The sequence below is a fragment of the Bradyrhizobium canariense genome (assembly GCF_900105125.1).
GTDB classification, from domain to species: domain Bacteria; phylum Pseudomonadota; class Alphaproteobacteria; order Rhizobiales; family Xanthobacteraceae; genus Bradyrhizobium; species Bradyrhizobium canariense_A.
Genome location: NZ_LT629750.1, coordinates 1,115,894 through 1,132,781 on the forward strand (window position 1 = coordinate 1,115,894; position 16,888 = coordinate 1,132,781).

Annotated in this window: 14 protein-coding genes and 1 pseudogene; 9 read left to right on the forward strand and 6 right to left on the reverse strand. The window is 61.8% G+C overall.

The features are described from left to right. Positions 1–59: 59 nt before the first annotated feature. Positions 60–2,738, reverse strand: a complete 2,679-nt coding sequence (locus BLV09_RS05560) for a bifunctional diguanylate cyclase/phosphodiesterase (RefSeq protein WP_167558629.1) — start codon at positions 2,736–2,738, stop codon at positions 60–62. A gap of 268 nt (positions 2,739–3,006) precedes the next feature. Between BLV09_RS05560 and BLV09_RS36995 the strand changes: the two genes are divergently transcribed. Beyond that, entirely contained in the window at positions 3,007–3,348 is a 342-nt protein-coding gene (locus BLV09_RS36995) for a hypothetical protein (RefSeq protein ID WP_167558630.1), read from the forward strand. A 73-nt stretch (positions 3,349–3,421) separates the two neighbouring features. Here the strand turns inward: BLV09_RS36995 and BLV09_RS05570 are convergent, their stop codons facing one another. Further along, positions 3,422–4,672 carry an MFS transporter gene (locus tag BLV09_RS05570; RefSeq protein ID WP_146686570.1) on the reverse strand — a complete coding sequence of 417 codons (1,251 nt, stop codon included), beginning with the start codon at positions 4,670–4,672 and terminating at the stop codon, positions 3,422–3,424. Positions 4,673–4,775: 103 nt separating this feature from the next. Here BLV09_RS05570 and BLV09_RS05575 point away from each other — a divergent pair, with 103 nt between their 5' ends. Then, positions 4,776–5,369, forward strand: coding sequence for a CGNR zinc finger domain-containing protein (locus BLV09_RS05575; protein ID WP_146686571.1), 594 nt, complete (start codon positions 4,776–4,778; stop codon positions 5,367–5,369). A 38-nt stretch (positions 5,370–5,407) separates the two neighbouring features. Here BLV09_RS05575 and moaC read toward each other — a convergent pair whose 3' ends face one another. The 4 genes from moaC to BLV09_RS05595 form a co-directional block, all read right to left on the reverse strand. Continuing rightward, positions 5,408–5,917 carry a cyclic pyranopterin monophosphate synthase MoaC gene (gene moaC / locus BLV09_RS05580; protein WP_146686572.1) on the reverse strand — a complete coding sequence of 170 codons (510 nt, stop codon included), beginning with the start codon at positions 5,915–5,917 and terminating at the stop codon, positions 5,408–5,410. Positions 5,918–5,920: 3 nt separating this feature from the next. Next, on the reverse strand, positions 5,921–6,742 hold the full coding sequence (gene trpC / locus BLV09_RS05585) for an indole-3-glycerol phosphate synthase TrpC (RefSeq protein WP_146686573.1): 822 nt from the start codon (positions 6,740–6,742) through the stop codon (positions 5,921–5,923). Between the two features lie 16 nt (positions 6,743–6,758). Then, entirely contained in the window at positions 6,759–7,772 is a 1,014-nt protein-coding gene (trpD, locus tag BLV09_RS05590; RefSeq protein WP_146686574.1) for an anthranilate phosphoribosyltransferase, read from the reverse strand. A 90-nt stretch (positions 7,773–7,862) separates the two neighbouring features. After that, on the reverse strand, positions 7,863–9,767 hold the full coding sequence (locus BLV09_RS05595; RefSeq protein WP_146686575.1) for a peptidylprolyl isomerase: 1,905 nt from the start codon (positions 9,765–9,767) through the stop codon (positions 7,863–7,865). A gap of 299 nt (positions 9,768–10,066) precedes the next feature. Between BLV09_RS05595 and tpiA the strand changes: the two genes are divergently transcribed. The 7 genes and pseudogenes from tpiA to BLV09_RS05630 all read left to right on the forward strand — a co-directional run bounded on the left by tpiA (position 10,067) and on the right by BLV09_RS05630 (position 16,841). Beyond that, complete coding sequence (gene tpiA, locus BLV09_RS05600) at positions 10,067–10,825, forward strand: triose-phosphate isomerase (RefSeq protein WP_146686576.1); 759 nt, start codon at positions 10,067–10,069, stop codon at positions 10,823–10,825. Between the two features lie 130 nt (positions 10,826–10,955). Continuing rightward, complete coding sequence (gene secG / locus BLV09_RS05605; RefSeq protein ID WP_146686577.1) at positions 10,956–11,348, forward strand: preprotein translocase subunit SecG; 393 nt, start codon at positions 10,956–10,958, stop codon at positions 11,346–11,348. A gap of 165 nt (positions 11,349–11,513) precedes the next feature. Continuing rightward, entirely contained in the window at positions 11,514–13,145 is a 1,632-nt protein-coding gene (locus BLV09_RS05610; RefSeq protein WP_100382003.1) for a CTP synthase, read from the forward strand. Between the two features lie 171 nt (positions 13,146–13,316). Beyond that, complete coding sequence (locus BLV09_RS05615) at positions 13,317–13,643, forward strand: NIPSNAP family protein (protein WP_100382002.1); 327 nt, start codon at positions 13,317–13,319, stop codon at positions 13,641–13,643. A gap of 97 nt (positions 13,644–13,740) precedes the next feature. Next, positions 13,741–14,616 carry a VOC family protein gene (locus BLV09_RS05620; protein WP_146686578.1) on the forward strand — a complete coding sequence of 292 codons (876 nt, stop codon included), beginning with the start codon at positions 13,741–13,743 and terminating at the stop codon, positions 14,614–14,616. A 148-nt stretch (positions 14,617–14,764) separates the two neighbouring features. Further along, entirely contained in the window at positions 14,765–15,616 is an 852-nt protein-coding gene (gene kdsA / locus BLV09_RS05625; RefSeq protein WP_146686579.1) for a 3-deoxy-8-phosphooctulonate synthase, read from the forward strand. Next, positions 15,616–16,841: pseudogene (locus BLV09_RS05630) on the forward strand (MFS transporter). Before kdsA ends, BLV09_RS05630 begins: the two are co-directional and overlap by 1 nt. Positions 16,842–16,888 lie beyond the last annotated feature (47 nt).

Genomic DNA, 16,888 nt, shown 5'->3' on the forward strand with positions numbered 1-16,888 from the left:
CCGAGCGACCAAGATGCTACAAAGCGGGGCGGCCACAGGCCGCCCCGTTTTTGTTGGGATCAAGCGATGACGGGGGACTTTTTCGCGTGCGAGAAGAATAGCTGCCTGATCTCCGCGGCCGGCTTTGCCGGACTGAACAGATAGCCCTGCATTTCCGAACAGCCGAGCGCACGCAGCAGCTGCTGTTGCTGCTTCGTCTCGACGCCTTCCGCGGTGGTTGTCATATCGCGCGCCGCCGCGATATTCACCACCGCCTGTACGATGCAGGATGAGCCCTCCGGCTCTTCGATATCGTTGATGAAGCAGCGGTCGATCTTGATTTTGTCGAACGGAAAACGCTGCAGATAGCTCAGCGAGGAATAGCCGGTGCCGAAGTCGTCCAGTGCGATACGCACCCCGATGTCGCGCAGCTGATGCAGAATGGCGAGTGCTGCCTCGTCGTCGCGAATCAGAACCGCCTCGGTGATTTCCAGTTCGAGCCGGTTCGCCGCAAGACCTGATTCCGCCAGCGCCGAAACGATTTTCAACGCCAGCGTGCCGCTCTTGAACTGAACCGGCGAAACATTGACCGCAAGGTTGATATCATCAGGCCATGTCGTGGCTTCCGCGCAAGCCGTCATCAGCACCCATTCGCCGATCTGGTTGATCAGGCCGGTCTCTTCCGCAATCGGAATGAACTCGGCGGGTGAAACCATACCGCGTTCGGGGTGCCGCCAGCGCAGCAGGGCTTCGCAGCCGGTTATCTTGTTGTCCTGGAGACCGAGGCAGGGCTGGTAATAGACCTCGAGCGCGCCGTCGATGATGGCCTGGCGCAGGTCGAGTTCCAGCAGACGTCGCGCCGTGACCTGGGCGTCCATGTCCGGTTGGAAGAAGCGATAGGTCCGTCGCCCAGCCGATTTGGCGGCATACATCGCCAGATCCGCATTCTTCAGGATCTGGTGGAGGTCGGCGCCATGCTGCGGAGCCAGGGCTACGCCGATGCTGGCGTCCGTAGTGACCTGATGGCCGAGGCACTCATAGGGCGTACGGATCGCGGAAAAAATGCGGGTTGCGAGGCCGACGACGTCATCCTCGGTTTTGACCGCGGTCTGAACAACGGCAAACTCATCGCCGCCCAGCCGGGCGACGAAATCGTCACCTCTGATGCAGCCGCTCAGGTTCTCCGCCACCGATTTCAGCAATTCATCGCCGATCAGATGCCCGAGCGTGTCGTTGACGCTCTTGAATTCATCGATATCGATATAGAGCACCGCCAGTTGCTCACCGTGCGGAATCCGCGTCAGCTCATGCTTCAGCCGCTCGTGGAACAGTGCGCGGTTCGGCAGGTCGGTCAGCGGATCGTAATGCGCCAGATGCGTGATCCGCTCCTCGGCCTGTTTGCGCTCCGTGACGTCTTCGATCGTGGCCACCCAGCCGCCGGCTTCCAACGGCTGATTGATAATCAGGATGGCTCTGCCGCCGGGCGCCTCCGTGACCTGATGCGTCATCTTTCCAAGCGAGACATCGTGGATGATCGAATTGCAAAATTCATCCACGTCGCCATCAAAAGATCCGGTCTCTTTCCGGTGGGCGATCAGATCCTGCATGGTGCAGCCGGGCTTGACCACATCGGGCGACAACCCGAACATCTCGATGTAGCGCTGGTTGCAGACGGTGACGTGCGCAGATGCGTCGTAGACGACGAGGCCCTGCGGAATGTTGTTGACGGCGGTATCGAGGCGCTGCTTCTCCAGCCGATGTTGCTGCGATAATTTGCGCACCACCAGAAAAAGCAGGCCGGAAATCAGCAGCACGGAGAGCGCGGCCACCGCGATCAAGAATCTGGTCTGCTCTCGCCAATCGGCCAGCACCGCCGATACGGTCGTGGTGGCGATGATCGAGATTGGAAAATCACTCAATGCTCTGACGGAAGCCAGGCGATCCATACCGTCGATGGGGCTGGTCAACCGCATCGTGCCATGGTCGGATTCGGCCAAGATCTGCAGATGAACCGGACCGTTTCCGAACTTGGTGCCGATCATCTCCTCGACGTGCGGATAGCGTGCCAGCAGCGTTCCATCGCTGTGATATAGCGAGATCGCGGTGCCGTCTGAAACCGCCATGGATTCGAAGAATTTTTCGAAAGTGGCGGGCGTGATTGCTCTTGTGACGACCCCCAAAAACCTGCCGTTCGGCGCTGTGACCTTGTGCGCGATGACGGTCGCCCATCCCCCGCCGGCGAAGCGGCCACGCAGGAGTTCGATCAAAATCGGCGTCTGGGCAGATCCTGATTTGAAGGCTTTGAAGAAATCGCGGTCGGCGATGTTGATGTTCGGGAGCGGCCAGTGCTCCGACGAATTGACCAGCTTTCCATCTGAATCGAATATGTTGACGCCGGCAATATCGGAGTGGCCGCTGACTTTGGCCTTCAGTATTTCGTGCATTTCAGCGGTCGACGTCAGATTCCTGAACGTGTCCGGTGAAGACAATCCGGTCATGCGAATTTGTGCGACGATTTCCTTTTGGACGGTGACGAAATCTTCGATCTGTTGATCGAAGTGCCGAGCGAGCAGCAAGACCGTGTTTTCAAGTTCCCGTTCAGCGCGAGTGAGAGCGCGCTCGCGGAACACGCCGACCATCATCGCCGTTCCAACGACGATGGCGGCGACCAGCACGACGCCGCCGAGGATAAGCCAGCGGATCGGCCCGTTGCGAAACGCAGGCTTGTCTTTGATCGAGGCGTTTCCAGTTGCCATCATTGGTTTTTGATCGCTGCCGTGGCCGGGCGCCAGAAGCAGTTCTCGTCCCCTGGCAGGCAAAGGGCTACCGCACCGATGTGGAATTCACGTTAGGAAGTTGAGTTAATAGGCGCTTAACCGCGCGAGCTACTTTGCGTTGTATGCCCCGTGCGATCTCGCACGCGCTCCTGGCAACTTAATAGGTGGCGAAAATCTTGGGTGCGACGAAGTTCCCACGCGGGCCGCGGAAAGCACAAAAAAGCCCCGCATTCGGCGGGGCTTTTTCTTCGTGGACGATGCCTACCTGTTGAGGCCGGAGCCCGGACCGGTTGGCGTGAGCGTCGATCCGCTGGGCGACGCTCTGGGACCGAGCGTATTTCCGGACGGGTTCATCGTGTTGTTCGGGCCGCCGGCCGAGGCGCCATTGGTATTTCCCATGCCCGTGGTGCCGCCCGTCGTGCTTCCATTCACCGACGAGCCTGTGGTCATTCCGCTCGACGTGGAACCGCCCGCGGAAGTGCCTGCCGAGCTGCCGGTACCCTGGGCAAACGCCAATGTGCTGGAGAGCGCGAAGGCTGTCGCCAAAGCGATGGTGGTAAGTTTCATGAGTTGGTTCCTCTTGGATGATTGAAACATAACAACTCACCGCCGAGGCCTTATGTTCCTACACTGTCGCGTGAGAGGAACCGCTTCTCTGCACACGCTTATGCGACGGTGATTTTCTTCCGCAACTCAAGACTGGACATCACGGCCACGATGATCGCGGCAATGATGTTGGTCGCCGCGCTGGCCAGGATCGGCACCGTATAGCTATGGCTGAGGTCGAACGCGAAGCCGGCGGTACTCGGACCGATCAGCGTGCCGAAGGCCACGCTGGTGTAGAGAATGCCGATAAGGCCGCTAACGTTACGGCCGCCAAAATAATCCATCACTACCGCGGGAAGTATCGCGACCCATCCGCCGTAGAAAACCCCAAACACGAAAGCGAATGCGGCGAGCGACCACAGGTTGGTCGAGATCACCCAGGCGGCCAATGCGATCGCCATGCCGGCGAACATCATGAGCAGCGAAAGCTGTCGGCCGATTCGATCGGCGAGACCGCCAAGAAAGAAGCGCCCGGCGGTGCTGCCGACGCCGATGACGCCCAGCAGCAACACCGCAGAGGAGGGCGCGACGCCATGATCCTGCGCATAGGGCACGAGGTGAACGAACGGCACAAACACGCCGAACGAACAGATCAGGCAGGCCGCGTAGAGACTGATGAAGCGACGCGACCGGATCGCCTCGCTCACCGAAGCGCCTTCCGGCCGTCTCTGTTGCGCGCCTGATTGTGGCAGATCGCCGTCGGGGCCGAGGTTACGGTCGCGGGGATCGTTTTCGATCAGCAGCGACAATCCTCCGCCAATGACGATGGCGAGTGCGCCGAGTGCGAGATAGGCGCCGCGCCAGCCCAGGGTCTCGATCAATAATGACGCCAGCGGCGGCATCACGAGCGTGCCGACGCCGATGCCGCTGACGGCGAGCCCTGAGGCAAAGCCGCGGCGACGGACGAACCATCGCTGCACCGCGCCGATCGCGGGAACATAGGCGCAGCCGATACCAAGGCCAACGCCGAGCCCGTAAGCGGCGTAGACCTCCGGCAGGCTGCGCGCCGCGCTGGCCGCCGCCAGGCCCAGCCCGGTCAGGATCATGCCGGCAACTGCAAGGCGGCGCGAGCCGAAGCGATCGGCGAGCGGACCACTGACGATGCCAAGGCCGAAGTAAAGAAAGCCGGCAAGCGAGAACACCAGCGACACCGAGCCACGGGAGGCGCCGAAATCGCGCTGCAACGACGCAACGAAGGCGCTGAACGTGTAGGCGCAGCCGAATCCGATGAAGGTCACCGCGAACGCGGCCAATACGACGAACCAGCCATAGAAGATGCGCTGGTAGGGCAGGGTTGCCTCGCTAATCATGATGGCCTCCGTTTCAAGATTGTCGGAACGCTTGAACACCAGTTAAATGATTATACCGGTGCCTCTTGCTGTCAACCGGTAAAGCTGATTTACTGGTGTCTAGATGTCCAAACTATCGAGAAAATTCCAGGTTCCGGACGAGCTGGCCAATCTCTACGATTTCGCCAATTCGATCGACGTCAGGCATTTCACGCATCACGGCGTGCAGCATGAGCAGGGCGACGAACTGGAGGGGCCGCGGCAACTGGTTGCCTGGTTGGCGGAACGCGGGTTGTCGCCGACCGGCGCGAAAATCACGCCGGCGATGCTGGAGACCGCGCTGCGGTTGCGAACCGATATTCGCGCTTTTCTTGAATGCGATCCGGCCGAGCGGCGCAAAAACGAGCGCGTGACCGGTTTGCTCAACACGGCGCTGAGATCGTTTCCGCTTGTCGCGGAGCTGCGAACTGGTCGCGGCCCGACGCTGCGGACTTCGCGGGAGGATGCCTTGGCCGGTCTGTCCGTTGTGGTCGCCGAGCTTTATGACGGTTCCATCAACGGTACGCTCGATCGGCTGAAGATGTGCGCCGCCGAAGAGTGTCGGCGGGTGTTTTTCGATCGGTCGAAACCGGCGACGCGGCGCTGGTGCATGTCAACGCTATGCGGAAACCGGACAAAGACCCGAACCTACCGTGCGCGCCACCGCGACGCCGGCTGACCGTTGCTCGCCTTGCGCGCCAGCAATCGTGCGGAAGTTTAACTGCGGGCCAGATAATGCCCGGACTTGCCGCCCTTTTTTTCCAGCAAATGAATGCCTTCGATACGGACGCCGCGCTCCACCGCCTTGATCATGTCGTAGATCGTCAGACACGCGACCGACACCGCCGTCAGCGCTTCCATCTCGACGCCGGTCGGACCGGTCACCTTGACGGTGGCGCGGACGATGCAGCCCGGCAGCTTTTTGTCGGGTGTGATCTCCAGCGTGACTTTCGACAGCGCCAGCGGATGGCACAGCGGTATCAGCTCCGAGGTGCGCTTGGCCGCCATGATGCCGGCGATGCGCGCCGTGCCGAGCACGTCGCCCTTTTTGGCATTGCCGCTCTCGATTAGTTCAAGCGTCGTTTTGCTCATGACAACGCGGCCTTCGGCCACCGCGATGCGCTCGGTTGCGGGCTTGGCTGACACGTCGACCATCCGGGCTTCGCCGCTGCTGTCGATATGGGTGAGGGCGGCTTTATCCTTATCCCTGGAAGCTTTGCGCGCCATGCGTCAGCGCGTCCCGGTCGCACGGGGAGCGTTCTCGCGCGTCAGCAGGGCGCGGGTCGCGGCGGTGACGTCAGCCTGCCGCATCAGGCTTTCACCGACCAGGAATGTCGACATGCCGATACGCGCGAGACGCGCAAGATCAGCGGGCGCAAAGATCCCGCTTTCGCCGACCATCAGGCGGTCTCCGGGGATCAGCGGCGCCAGCGCCTCGCTGGTGGCCAGCGTGGTCTCGAAGGTCCTTAAATTGCGATTGTTGACCCCGATCATCGGCGAGCGAAGTTTGAGGGCCCGATCGAGCTCGGCGCGTTCATGGATTTCGATCAGCACGTCCATGCCATGCGCGAGCGCGGCCGCCTCGATGTCCCTGGCTGCGCCGTCGTTGAGTGCCGCCATGATGATCAGAATGCAGTCGGCGCCATGGGCTCTGGCCTCGACCACCTGATAGGTGTCGAACATGAAATCCTTGCGCAGCGTGGGCAATGATGTGGCCGCGCGCGCCGCCACCATGAAATCGAGGTGCCCCTGAAACGATGGCGTGTCCGTCAGCACGGAGAGGCAGGCAGCGCCGCCGGCTTCATAGGCCTTGGCCAATGCGGGCGGATCGAAATCGGCGCGAATGAGTCCCTTGGACGGCGAGGCTTTTTTCACCTCGGCAATCAGCGCGTATTCGCCCAGGGCCAGCTTTTCACGGATGGCGCGAACGAAGCCGCGCGGCGGAGGAGCTGCCTTCGCCAGCGCCTCAAGGCTGGAAAGCGGATGCGCGCGCTTGGCCGCAGCGATTTCCTCGCGCTTGTAAGCCTCGATCTTGGTCAGGATATCGGACATCGGGAGGCCCTTCGGATCAGGCGTTGGAAACCGTGATCAGATGCTTCAGCCGCGCGGCAGCCGCGCCGCTGTCGAGCGATTTTGCGCCGAGCGCCACGCCTTCCTTCAAGCTTTTGGCGCGGCCGGCCACGATCAGCGCGGCGGCGGCGTTCAACAATGCGACATCGCGAAAAGGGCTCGGCATCCCATCGAGCACGCTTTGCAGCGCGATGGCATTGGCGGCCGCATCGCCGCCCTTCAGCGCATCGCCGGCGACGCGAGGCAGGCCGGCCTCTTCAGGCGTCACGTCGAAGGTGCGGATATCGCCGTTCTCTAACGCCGCAACGAAGGTGGGACCGGTGAGCGTGATCTCATCGAGACCATCGGAGCCGTGCACCACCCAGGCGGATTCGGCGCCCAAATTCCTCAGCACCTGCGCCAGCGGTTGCACCCATTGCCGGGAAAACACCCCGACCATTTGCCGTTTCACGCCGGCCGGATTGGACAGCGGGCCGAGCAGATTGAAGATGGTGCGGGTGGCGAGCTCGACGCGGGTCGGGCCGACGTTCTTCATCGCGGGATGATGCGAAGGGGCGAACATGAAGCCGATGCCGGTTTCGGCGACGCAGCGGCCGACCTGCTCGGGCGTGATATCGATCTTGACCCCGAGCGATGACAACACGTCGGCCGCCCCCGAGCGCGACGACAGCGCGCGGTTGCCGTGCTTGGCGACGGGCACGCCGGTGCCCGCGACGATGAACGAGGCGCAGGTCGACACGTTAACCGATCCGGAGCCATCGCCGCCGGTGCCGACCACGTCGACGGCATTGGCAGGCGCGGTGACGCGCAGCATCTTGGCTCGCATGGCCAATACCGCGCCGGTGATCTCGTCGACGGTCTCGCCACGGACGCGGAGCGCCATCAGCAATCCGCCCATCTGCGAGGGCGTCGCCTCGCCGGACATCATGCTGTCGAAGGCCGATGCCGCTTCATCGCGCGACAGCGTTGCGCCGGTGGCCACTTTTCCGATGATAGATTTGAAGTCGTCCATCGCGCGCTTTCAGGGGGAACGTTTCCAGAGCATGGCCTCGTGAATCAAGTCGTTTGCTCGGGAAACCCGGTTACCCTTTTTTGGTCATGCTCAGTTGTTGTTACTCGCGCCGGTCACCTGCGCGAAGGCGTCTTCGTTGATGGTCGTGCCGATGTCGGTTTCAAGCTTGGTGACGTACTGCGCGATCTGTTCATCTTCCAGGCTGCGCTGTAGCGAGTCTTTCATCTTTTTGACGTCGTCGGAGGCAAAATCGACCGGCGGCACGTTGATGTCAGTCACGCGAAATACGATCCACTGATCGGTACCAGCCGAGGTCTGGCCGGCGGCGTCCTTGGCGGTGCGAAACGCGGCTGCGACCACGCTGGCGGGAACGCCGGGCGGGGTGTCCTCACGCTTGAAGCTCGCGGCGGTTTCGACCGTCACGCCAGCGCTCGCCGCCTCGTCAGCGAGCTTGCCGCCCTGATCGAGCTTTTGTACCATTTCGGTCGCCTTAGTGCGCAGCCGGTCGGCGATCTGGTCTTCGCGCCATTTCGCCTCCACCTGGTCCTTGACCTCGTCCAGGGGGCGTTCACGCGACGGGGTGATGCTAAGGACGTCGTACCAGACATAGCCGCCGTTAAACGAAATCGGATCGTTGTCGACACCGACATCGCTGTTGAACGACTGCGTGACGACATCGAGTCCGCGGGGAATGTTGGCTGCCGGCTGGCCGTTGGGAAGCCGGCCGGAGCGATCGACGGCATCGATGGTGACGGGGGTAAGGCCGAGCTTCTGTGCAGCCTCGACGACGCTTGAGCCGCCGCCGCGCTCGTCTTCCATCTTGTCGCGCAGATCGGCGACCGATTTGCGCGCCCGGTCGGTCGCGATTTCCTTCTTCAGGTTCGCAGCGACGCTCTCATAGGATACCTCCGCTCCGGGTTCGATCTTGCCGACCTTGACCAGCGCGATGCCGAATTGGCCTTGCACCGGCTGGCTTACCTCGCCGGAGGGCAGCGTGAAGGCGGCGTTCGCGATCGCGCTGTCGATGATCTCGGATTTCGAGACCACGCCGAGGTCTGTGTCGGACGATTTGAGGCCGCGCTCTTTGGCCAGATCGTCGAATGATTTTCCGGACGCGATACTGCCGCGCGCCGCCGTGGCTTCCTCCATGGTCGGAAACACGATCTGCGACACCTCACGCTTTTCCGGCGTTCCGAGTTGGTCGCGTCGCGTCTCGAATAGTTTCTTGGTGTCCTCATCGGAGACTTCCGACCACTTCCCGATCTCTTCCGGCGTAATCGCGACAAAGGCGATCTTGCGATATTCGGGCGCGCGGAACTGGACTTTATGATCCTCGAAATAGGCGGCGAGCGCCTCCGGCGACGGCGGATCGATGGTTCCAGCCTGGGCCGCGTTGAGCTTGACGTATTCGATCGAGCGCTGCTCGTTCTGGAAACGGCTGAGTGCCTCGATCATCACTTTCGGCGGTTCGAGACCGGCGGAAATGGTGCCGGCGATCTGGCGCCGGAGCGAAACCTTGCGCTGCTCGGCGACATAGCGCTGTTCGCTGTAGCCGAATTGCCGGATCGCAGCCTCAAACCGCGCCGGATCGAAGGTGCCGTTGGCTCCCTTGAAATTCGGATCGCTGAAGATCATGCGCCTGGTTTCTTCATCGGACTGTCCGAGTCCCAATCGGTACGCTTCTTCGTTGAGCGCGGCCTCCGCGATGGTCTGCTGCAGCACCTGGCGGTCGAGGCCGAAGGCGCGGGCCTGATCCATCGTCAGCGGGCGGCCGAATTGACGGCCGATCTGCTGCAGCCGGTCGGTGTAAAGCTGGCGGAATTCATTGAGCGAGATCTCGGTGTGCCCGACCTTGGCCAGCGTCGATTGCCCGAATCCGCGGAAGATGTCGGCGATGCCCCAGACGCCGAAACTGATGATCAGCACGCCCATCACCGCGGCCATTATGGTTTTGCCGAGCCAGTTTGATGAGGCTTTCCGCATTCCTCGAAGCATGGGTCCAACTTGTTTTTCAGGAGGGGAACCGGGATGCCCAAGAGGAATTCAGTCGCGAATTCAGCAAAAGGGCATCACCGAGTTGATAAAGCATCATAAAGTGGCAGTCGTCCCGTCGCAACCTCGGCGCGGCGGGCGGGTTGACGCGGTTAACGGCTCAAGTGATCGAAAAGGCCGCTATCTGGAACTGGCGCGTGGTCTCTGCTAGCGCATTCCAAAGAAAATACGTCGAAACAAAGCCTGAGACCCAGGTTCTGATCAGAACCTGGGCTTTGGGCCAAACTTCACGAGAATTTCACATGACCAATGCCATCCGGCCGTTGATTGCCGGCAACTGGAAAATGAACGGCCTGAAGGCCTCGCTGGCCGAGCTCGACGCCATGCTTGCCGGCGCCTCGGCTGTGACGGCCAAAGCCGATCTATTGGTCTGCCCCCCGGCGACGCTGATTATGGCCTTCGCCGAACGGACGCGCGGCGCCAGGACGCTGGCGATTGGCGCCCAGGATTGCCATCCGAAGGCATCGGGCGCGCACACCGGCGATCTTTCAGCCGAAATGCTGGCGGATGCCGGCGCCACGGCCGTGATTGTGGGCCATTCTGAGCGACGCGCCGATCATGGCGAAACTGACGCCCTGGTTCGCCAGAAGGCGGAGGCGGCGTGGCGCGCCAGCCTGACCGCCATCGTCTGCATCGGCGAAACCCAGCAACAGCGCGATCAGGGCAAAGCCCTCGAGATTTGCGGCGGCCAGCTCGCGGGATCGCTTCCCGGCCGGGCGACAGCGGCCAATCTGGTGGTGGCTTATGAGCCGGTCTGGGCGATTGGCACCGGCCTGACCCCGACGGTCAAAGATGTCGAGCAAGTTCATCGGTTTATCCGGGATTCGCTGGAGTCTCGATTTAACGGGGAGGGCGGCAAGATCCGCATCCTTTACGGCGGCTCGGTAAAACCCTCCAACGCAGCCGAATTGATGGCCGTTCCCAACGTCAACGGCGCCCTGGTCGGCGGCGCCAGCCTGAAGGCGGTGGACTTTCTTGCGATCGCGGCGGGATGTCCCTAACTAGAGGCAGCGGTATCAGGGGTGACATAACCCGGTGCGATCGTGTAACACCGCGCAAATTCAAAAATCCCGCAAGCCCGTGTGATGCGGCCGGAACCCGGCCCCCAGCGGTTTGCGACGGAAGGTAGAGATGCAAACTGTCGTTGTCGTTGTTCACCTCATGATCGTCGCGGTACTGATCGCGACTGTGCTGCTGCAGAAATCCGAGGGCGGTGGCCTTGGTATGGGCGGCGGCGCCGGCTTCATGTCGAGCCGCGGCACCGCCAATCTGCTGACGCGCATGACGGCGATCCTCGCGGTCGGCTTCTTCGCGACCAGCCTGCTTCTGTCCTGGCTCGCAAGCTACAACCGCGCGCCGAGCTCGATCCTGGGCACGCCCGCTTCGCAGTCGCAGCCGGCGGGTGGAGCGACGCCGATCGCGCCACCGACCAGTGGCGGCATCCTTGATTCGCTGAAGAAGTCCGACCAGCAGCAGCAGAATCAGGCTCCGCCGCCCGGTCCGCAGGCGCCTCAATCCCAATAAAGCGGGGTGGCCATGCAGGACGGCATCTGGCGTCCCGCATGAACAGACCCCATTAATTCCCTGACAATACTTCAGATTTCACGTCACCCACAGCCGTGCGGAATGTTTGGCGCGGCGCGCGATTCGTTTTGCGAATCGCGTCACTAGGCTTAAAGGTTAAGTCCCATGGCGCGGTACATTTTCATCACCGGCGGCGTGGTTTCCTCGCTCGGAAAAGGTCTGGCTTCAGCGGCGCTCGGCGCCCTGTTGCAGGCACGGGGCTACAAGGTCCGCCTTCGCAAGCTCGATCCCTATCTCAATCTCGACCCCGGAACGATGTCGCCGTATCAGCACGGCGAAGTGTTCGTGACCGATGACGGCGCTGAGACCGATCTCGATCTCGGTCATTACGAGCGCTTCACCGGACGTCCGGCCACCAAGGCCGACAACATCACGACGGGGCGGATTTACCAGGACATTCTCACCAAGGAGCGGCGCGGCGATTATCTCGGCGCCACCATCCAGGTGATCCCGCACGTCACCAATGCGATCAAGGATTTCATCCTCGACAGCAACGACGAGTATGACTTCGTGCTGTGCGAGATCGGCGGCACCGTCGGCGATATCGAGGGCTTGCCGTTCTTCGAGGCGATCCGCCAGATCAAGAACGATCTTCCGCGCGACCACGCCATCTACATTCACCTGACGCTGTTGCCGTTCATTCCAAGCGCGGGCGAACTGAAGACCAAGCCGACGCAGCATTCCGTCAAGGAGCTGCGCTCGATCGGCATCCAGCCGGATATCCTGCTTTGTCGTACCGACCGTCCGATTCCGAAGGAAGAGCGGCGCAAGCTCGGCCTGTTCTGCAACGTGCGCGAAAGCGCCGTCATCGAAGCGCGCGACGTCGACAACATCTATGCGGTGCCAGAGGCCTATCATGACGCAGGCCTCGACGATGAGGTGCTGGCGGCATTCGGCATCGAAGCGCGGATTCCGCCGGCGCTGCAGAGCTGGCACGTCATCAACGAGCGGGTGCGCAACCCCGAAGGCGCGGTGACCATCGCCATCGTCGGCAAGTACACCGGCATGAAGGACGCCTACAAATCGCTGATCGAGGCCTTGTCGCATGGCGGCATCGCCAACAAGGTCAAGGTCAATCTCGACTGGATCGAGAGCGAAGTGTTCGAGAACAAGGACCCCGCGCCGTTTCTCGAACACGTCAACGGCATTCTGGTGCCCGGCGGCTTCGGCCAGCGCGGTGCCGAAGGCAAGATCCGCGCGGCGCAATTCGCGCGGGAACGGGACGTGCCGTATTTCGGGATCTGCTTCGGCATGCAGATGGCCGTGATCGAGGCCGCGCGCAATCTGGTCGGTATCGAGGATGCGAATTCGACCGAGTTCGGCGCGACGCCCGAACCGCTGGTCGGCCTGATGACGGAGTGGCTGCGCGGCAACGAGCTTGAGAAGCGCTCAAAGGCCGGCGATCTCGGCGGCACCATGCGGCTTGGCGCTTATCCGGCAGCGCTCAAGCGCGGCAGCCGGGTGTCGGAAGTCTATGGCGGCGCCACGGAGATTTCCGAGCGCCACCGCCACCGCTACGAGGTCAACACCGCCTACAAGGATCGGCTCGAGCAACATGGCCTGCGGTTTTCGGGCCTGTCGCCCGACGGCGTGCTGCCGGAGATCGTCGAATACGAAGATCATCCCTGGTTCATCGGGGTGCAATTCCATCCCGAACTGAAATCGCGGCCCTTCGAGCCGCACCCGCTGTTTGCATCCTTCATTCAGGCTGCGGTGGTGCAGAGCCGTCTGGTCTAAGTCCGCAAACCGGATCAACCTGTCTTTATCCTTCGAGACGCGGCGTCGTGGCCGCTCTGCGAGGGATGACGCAGCAAGTCATGCGTCTCACGTCGCAAAGACGTGCACACTTGCCCAAGACAGCCTCCCGTCGACCGGCTATAAACGCGGCGCAAGAACAGGGAGCAAACTATGATCTACGAAACACGCGTCTATCGTTGTCTGCCGGGCCGGCTGCCTGCGCTTCTGAAACGCTTCGAGACCATCACGCTGAAACTGTGGGAAAAGCACGGCATCAAACAGGCCGGCTTCTTCACCACGCTGGTTGGCGAATCCAATCAGGAATTGACCTACCTGCTGGCATGGGAGTCGCTCGCCGACCGCGAGAAGAAATGGACGGCATTCCAGTCCGACCCCGAATGGATCTCGGCGCGCGCCAAGACCGAGGAAGATGGCCAGATCGTTGGCAATATCGTCAACCAGTTGCTGGTGCCGACCTCGTTCTCGTCGGTGAAGTGACCGGGGTTTGCCCAACACGACAGGATCGAGCCTTGGTGCTGATGCAATCAACACCAAGGCTCAAGGCCAAGAAAGCTTCGACGAAAGCTTCGCCCCAATGCCCCACGGTCTCGACCATATCGTGCACGCCGTCCGCGATCTCGACGCGGCGGCGGCGTTCTACGCGAGCGCCGGCTTCACCGTCGGTGCGCGCAACCGCCATCCGTGGGGCACGCACAACCGAATTGTGCAACTGAAGAATTGCTACATCGAAATGCTTGAAGTCGTCGAGCCGGACAAGATCGTGCCGCACGGCGCTCGCTCGTTTTCATTCGGCGCATTCAATCGCGATTTTCTCGCCGCGCGTGAAGGATTTTCCATGCTGCTCCTCAACAGCAGCAACGCAGCCGACGACGCCCGCGCCTTCGAGGCCGCCGGAATAGGAAATTCCAAGGTGTTCGACTTCGCGCGCGAGGGCAAAAAGCCCGACGGCACGGTGGTGAAGCTCGCGTTCTCGCTGGCATTCGCACAGGACAAGGCTTCACCCAATGTGCGCTTTGCGGCGTGCCAGCACCATTTCCCCGAGAATTTCTGGAATCCGGCGTTCCAAATCCATGCCAATGGCGCCAGAGCCGTGTCCGGCGCCGTGATGGTCGCGGACAATCCGACCGATCACCATATTTTCCTGAAAGCGTTCACCGGTCTGCGCGACCTGCATTCGACGTCGATTGGGATTCAGGCCCGCACCGAAAACGGCGTGGTCGAGATCACGGAACCTGTGTCGTTCCGCGACCAGTTCGACGTTTCTTCCGAAGTGAGCGGCGAGGGGATGACGCTGAACGCGTTGCGTTTCGTCGTCGCCGATCTGGCGCAGACCGAGACACTGCACCGCCAGAATAAAATTGCTTCGCGTCGCCATGTCGGAAGGCTCGTGGTGCCTCCGGATGTCGCCCATAGGGCAACCCTGATATTCGAAGCCGCCAAAGAGGGTTGATCCCAAGGCATTTTCCGGCAAAGGTTTGCCGTAAGAAAATGCTTTTTGTTTTTGGCTTGCGCGTAGTCTGATCGCAAAACCGGTTGCCATCTTTGCGGAATACGCGCCCGTTACGCCCAGTATGGTCGTCCCGAAAAAGGGAAATGTCTTGAACGCCAACAATTCCGCCGCCCCGATTGTCTCCGCCGGATCGGTCAAATTCGGCAATGACCTGCCGATCTCGATCATCGCCGGTCCCTGCCAGCTCGAGAGCCGGGCTCACGCGCTCGAAGTCGCGGGTGCGCTAAAGGAGATCGCGGCGCGGCTCAAGATCGGCGTTGTTTACAAGACGTCATTCGACAAGGCCAACCGCACCAGCGCATCGGCGGCGCGCGGCATCGGGCTGAAACAGGCGCTGCCGATCTTTGCCGAAATTCGCACGTCGCTCGGACTGCCTGTGCTCACCGACGTCCACGAGGTCTCGCAATGCGCCGAGGTCGCGCAGGCCGTGGATGTACTGCAGATCCCGGCTTTCCTGTGCCGGCAGACTGATCTGCTGGTCGCGGCGGCGGCGACCGGCAAGGTCGTCAATGTCAAGAAGGGACAGTTCCTGGCGCCGTGGGACATGGCGAATGTGGTTGCCAAGATCACCAGCGCCGGCAATCCCAACGTGCTGGTCACCGAGCGCGGCGCTTCGTTCGGCTATAACACCCTGGTGTCGGACATGCGCGCACTGCCGATTCTGGCGCGCACCACCGGCGCTCCCGTGATCTTCGATGCCACCCATTCGGTGCAGCAGCCGGGCGGGCAGGGTACGTCATCGGGTGGCGAGCGCGAATTTGTGCCGGTGCTGGCGCGCGCTGCCGTCGCGGTCGGCGTCGCCGGTGTGTTCATTGAAACCCATCCCGATCCCGATCACGCACCATCTGATGGTCCCAACATGGTGCCGCTGGGAGAGTTCGAAAATCTGGTGCGGACGCTGATGGCGTTTGATGTGGTTGCGAAGAACCTAAAGCGCTGATGCCGCAAACCGGATTGCGGCCGCACGACGCACGCCTGCCGCCGGTGCTCAACATCATTGCGCTTGCGACCTTTTCCGCCAGCCTGTCGACGAGGGCACTCGATCCGGTTTTGCCCCACGTGGCCAACGAATTCGGCGTCAGCATGACGGCGGCGGCCGGATTTGCATCCGTCTACGCATTTACGTTTGCCATGGTGCAGCCGGTGCTCGGGGCGGCCGCCGACCTGTTCGGCAAGGCGCGACTGATGATCATCTGCCTGGTGTTGCTTGGCTGCGCCAGCATCCTCGGCGCGATGTCGACGTCGTTCTCGCTGCTGTCACAACGCGAATTCTCGCCGGTATCGGCTCAGGCGGCGTGTTTCCGATCGCGTTGGGACTGACCAGCGACCTCGTCGCGCCGGATAAACGCCAGGTCGCGATCGGACGTACGCTGGCGGGTGCGATGACCGGCAATCTGTTGGGCGCGTCCGCCTCCGGCCTGATCGGCGACTTCCTTGGCTGGCGCGGCGTGCTCGCCGTGCTCGGCGGTCTGGTCATTCTGGCGTCGGTAGCGGTGGCCGCCGGCTTTCGCGGCGCCGATCTAAAGTCTCCGCCGAGAACAAATCTGTCGGCGCTCAAGCAGGGCTACCGTACGATCTTCGCCAACCCGAACGCGCGCGTCTGCTATTCCGCCGTGTTCGTTGAAGGCTGCTGCGTGCTCGGATTATTTCCGTTCATCGCGTCGTTCTTGTTCGAGATGGGTCAAACCAGCCTGTCGATTGCCGGCATCGTCATCGCCGGCTTTGCGGTCGGCGGGCTGTTCTACACGCTGACGGTTTCGCGTTTTCTTCCGTGGCTTGGCGTCAAGGGCATGATGATCTCGGGAGCGTCACTGGTGGCGCTGCAACTCGCCATGGTTGCGCTAGGTCCCGCCTGGAAGCTCCAGACGCTGAGCCTGCTGTTCATGGGCTGGGGCTTCTACATGATCCACGGATGCCTGCAGGTATTCGCCAGCGAGCTTTCGGTGGAAGCCCGCGCCACCGCGCTCTCGCTGCATTCGTTCTTCTTTTTCATGGGGCAGACCATCGGTCCGATGGCTTACGGATTCGGCATTCAGCACGCCGGAAAACTGCCGACCTTGCTGACGAGTGCGGCTGTCATGGTCGTGCTCGGATTTGTCTGCGCGGGACTGCTGCGGCAAACGAAACCGGCCGACGCGGCCGAGCGGCCAGACGTTCAGCCATAGAGGTCTCAATTTCCCGCCTCATCCAGGTGTCATTCACGCGAAAAATT

Bases quoted from the DNA above. Each gene is read 5' to 3' on its own strand.
- BLV09_RS05560 (WP_167558629.1), bottom strand. From the start codon at position 2,738: ATGATGGCAACTGGAAACGCCTCGATCAAAGACAAGCCTGCGTTTCGC.
- BLV09_RS05570 (WP_146686570.1), bottom strand. From the start codon at position 4,672: ATGATTAGCGAGGCAACCCTGCCCTACCAGCGCATCTTCTATGGCTGG.
- BLV09_RS05575 (WP_146686571.1), top strand. From the start codon at position 4,776: ATGTCCAAACTATCGAGAAAATTCCAGGTTCCGGACGAGCTGGCCAAT.
- moaC (WP_146686572.1), bottom strand. From the start codon at position 5,917: ATGGCGCGCAAAGCTTCCAGGGATAAGGATAAAGCCGCCCTCACCCAT.
- trpC (WP_146686573.1), bottom strand. From the start codon at position 6,742: ATGTCCGATATCCTGACCAAGATCGAGGCTTACAAGCGCGAGGAAATC.
- trpD (WP_146686574.1), bottom strand. From the start codon at position 7,772: ATGGACGACTTCAAATCTATCATCGGAAAAGTGGCCACCGGCGCAACG.
- BLV09_RS05595 (WP_146686575.1), bottom strand. From the start codon at position 9,767: ATGCTTCGAGGAATGCGGAAAGCCTCATCAAACTGGCTCGGCAAAACC.
- tpiA (WP_146686576.1), top strand. From the start codon at position 10,067: ATGACCAATGCCATCCGGCCGTTGATTGCCGGCAACTGGAAAATGAAC.
- secG (WP_146686577.1), top strand. From the start codon at position 10,956: ATGCAAACTGTCGTTGTCGTTGTTCACCTCATGATCGTCGCGGTACTG.
- BLV09_RS05610 (WP_100382003.1), top strand. From the start codon at position 11,514: ATGGCGCGGTACATTTTCATCACCGGCGGCGTGGTTTCCTCGCTCGGA.
- BLV09_RS05615 (WP_100382002.1), top strand. From the start codon at position 13,317: ATGATCTACGAAACACGCGTCTATCGTTGTCTGCCGGGCCGGCTGCCT.
- BLV09_RS05620 (WP_146686578.1), top strand. From the start codon at position 13,741: ATGCCCCACGGTCTCGACCATATCGTGCACGCCGTCCGCGATCTCGAC.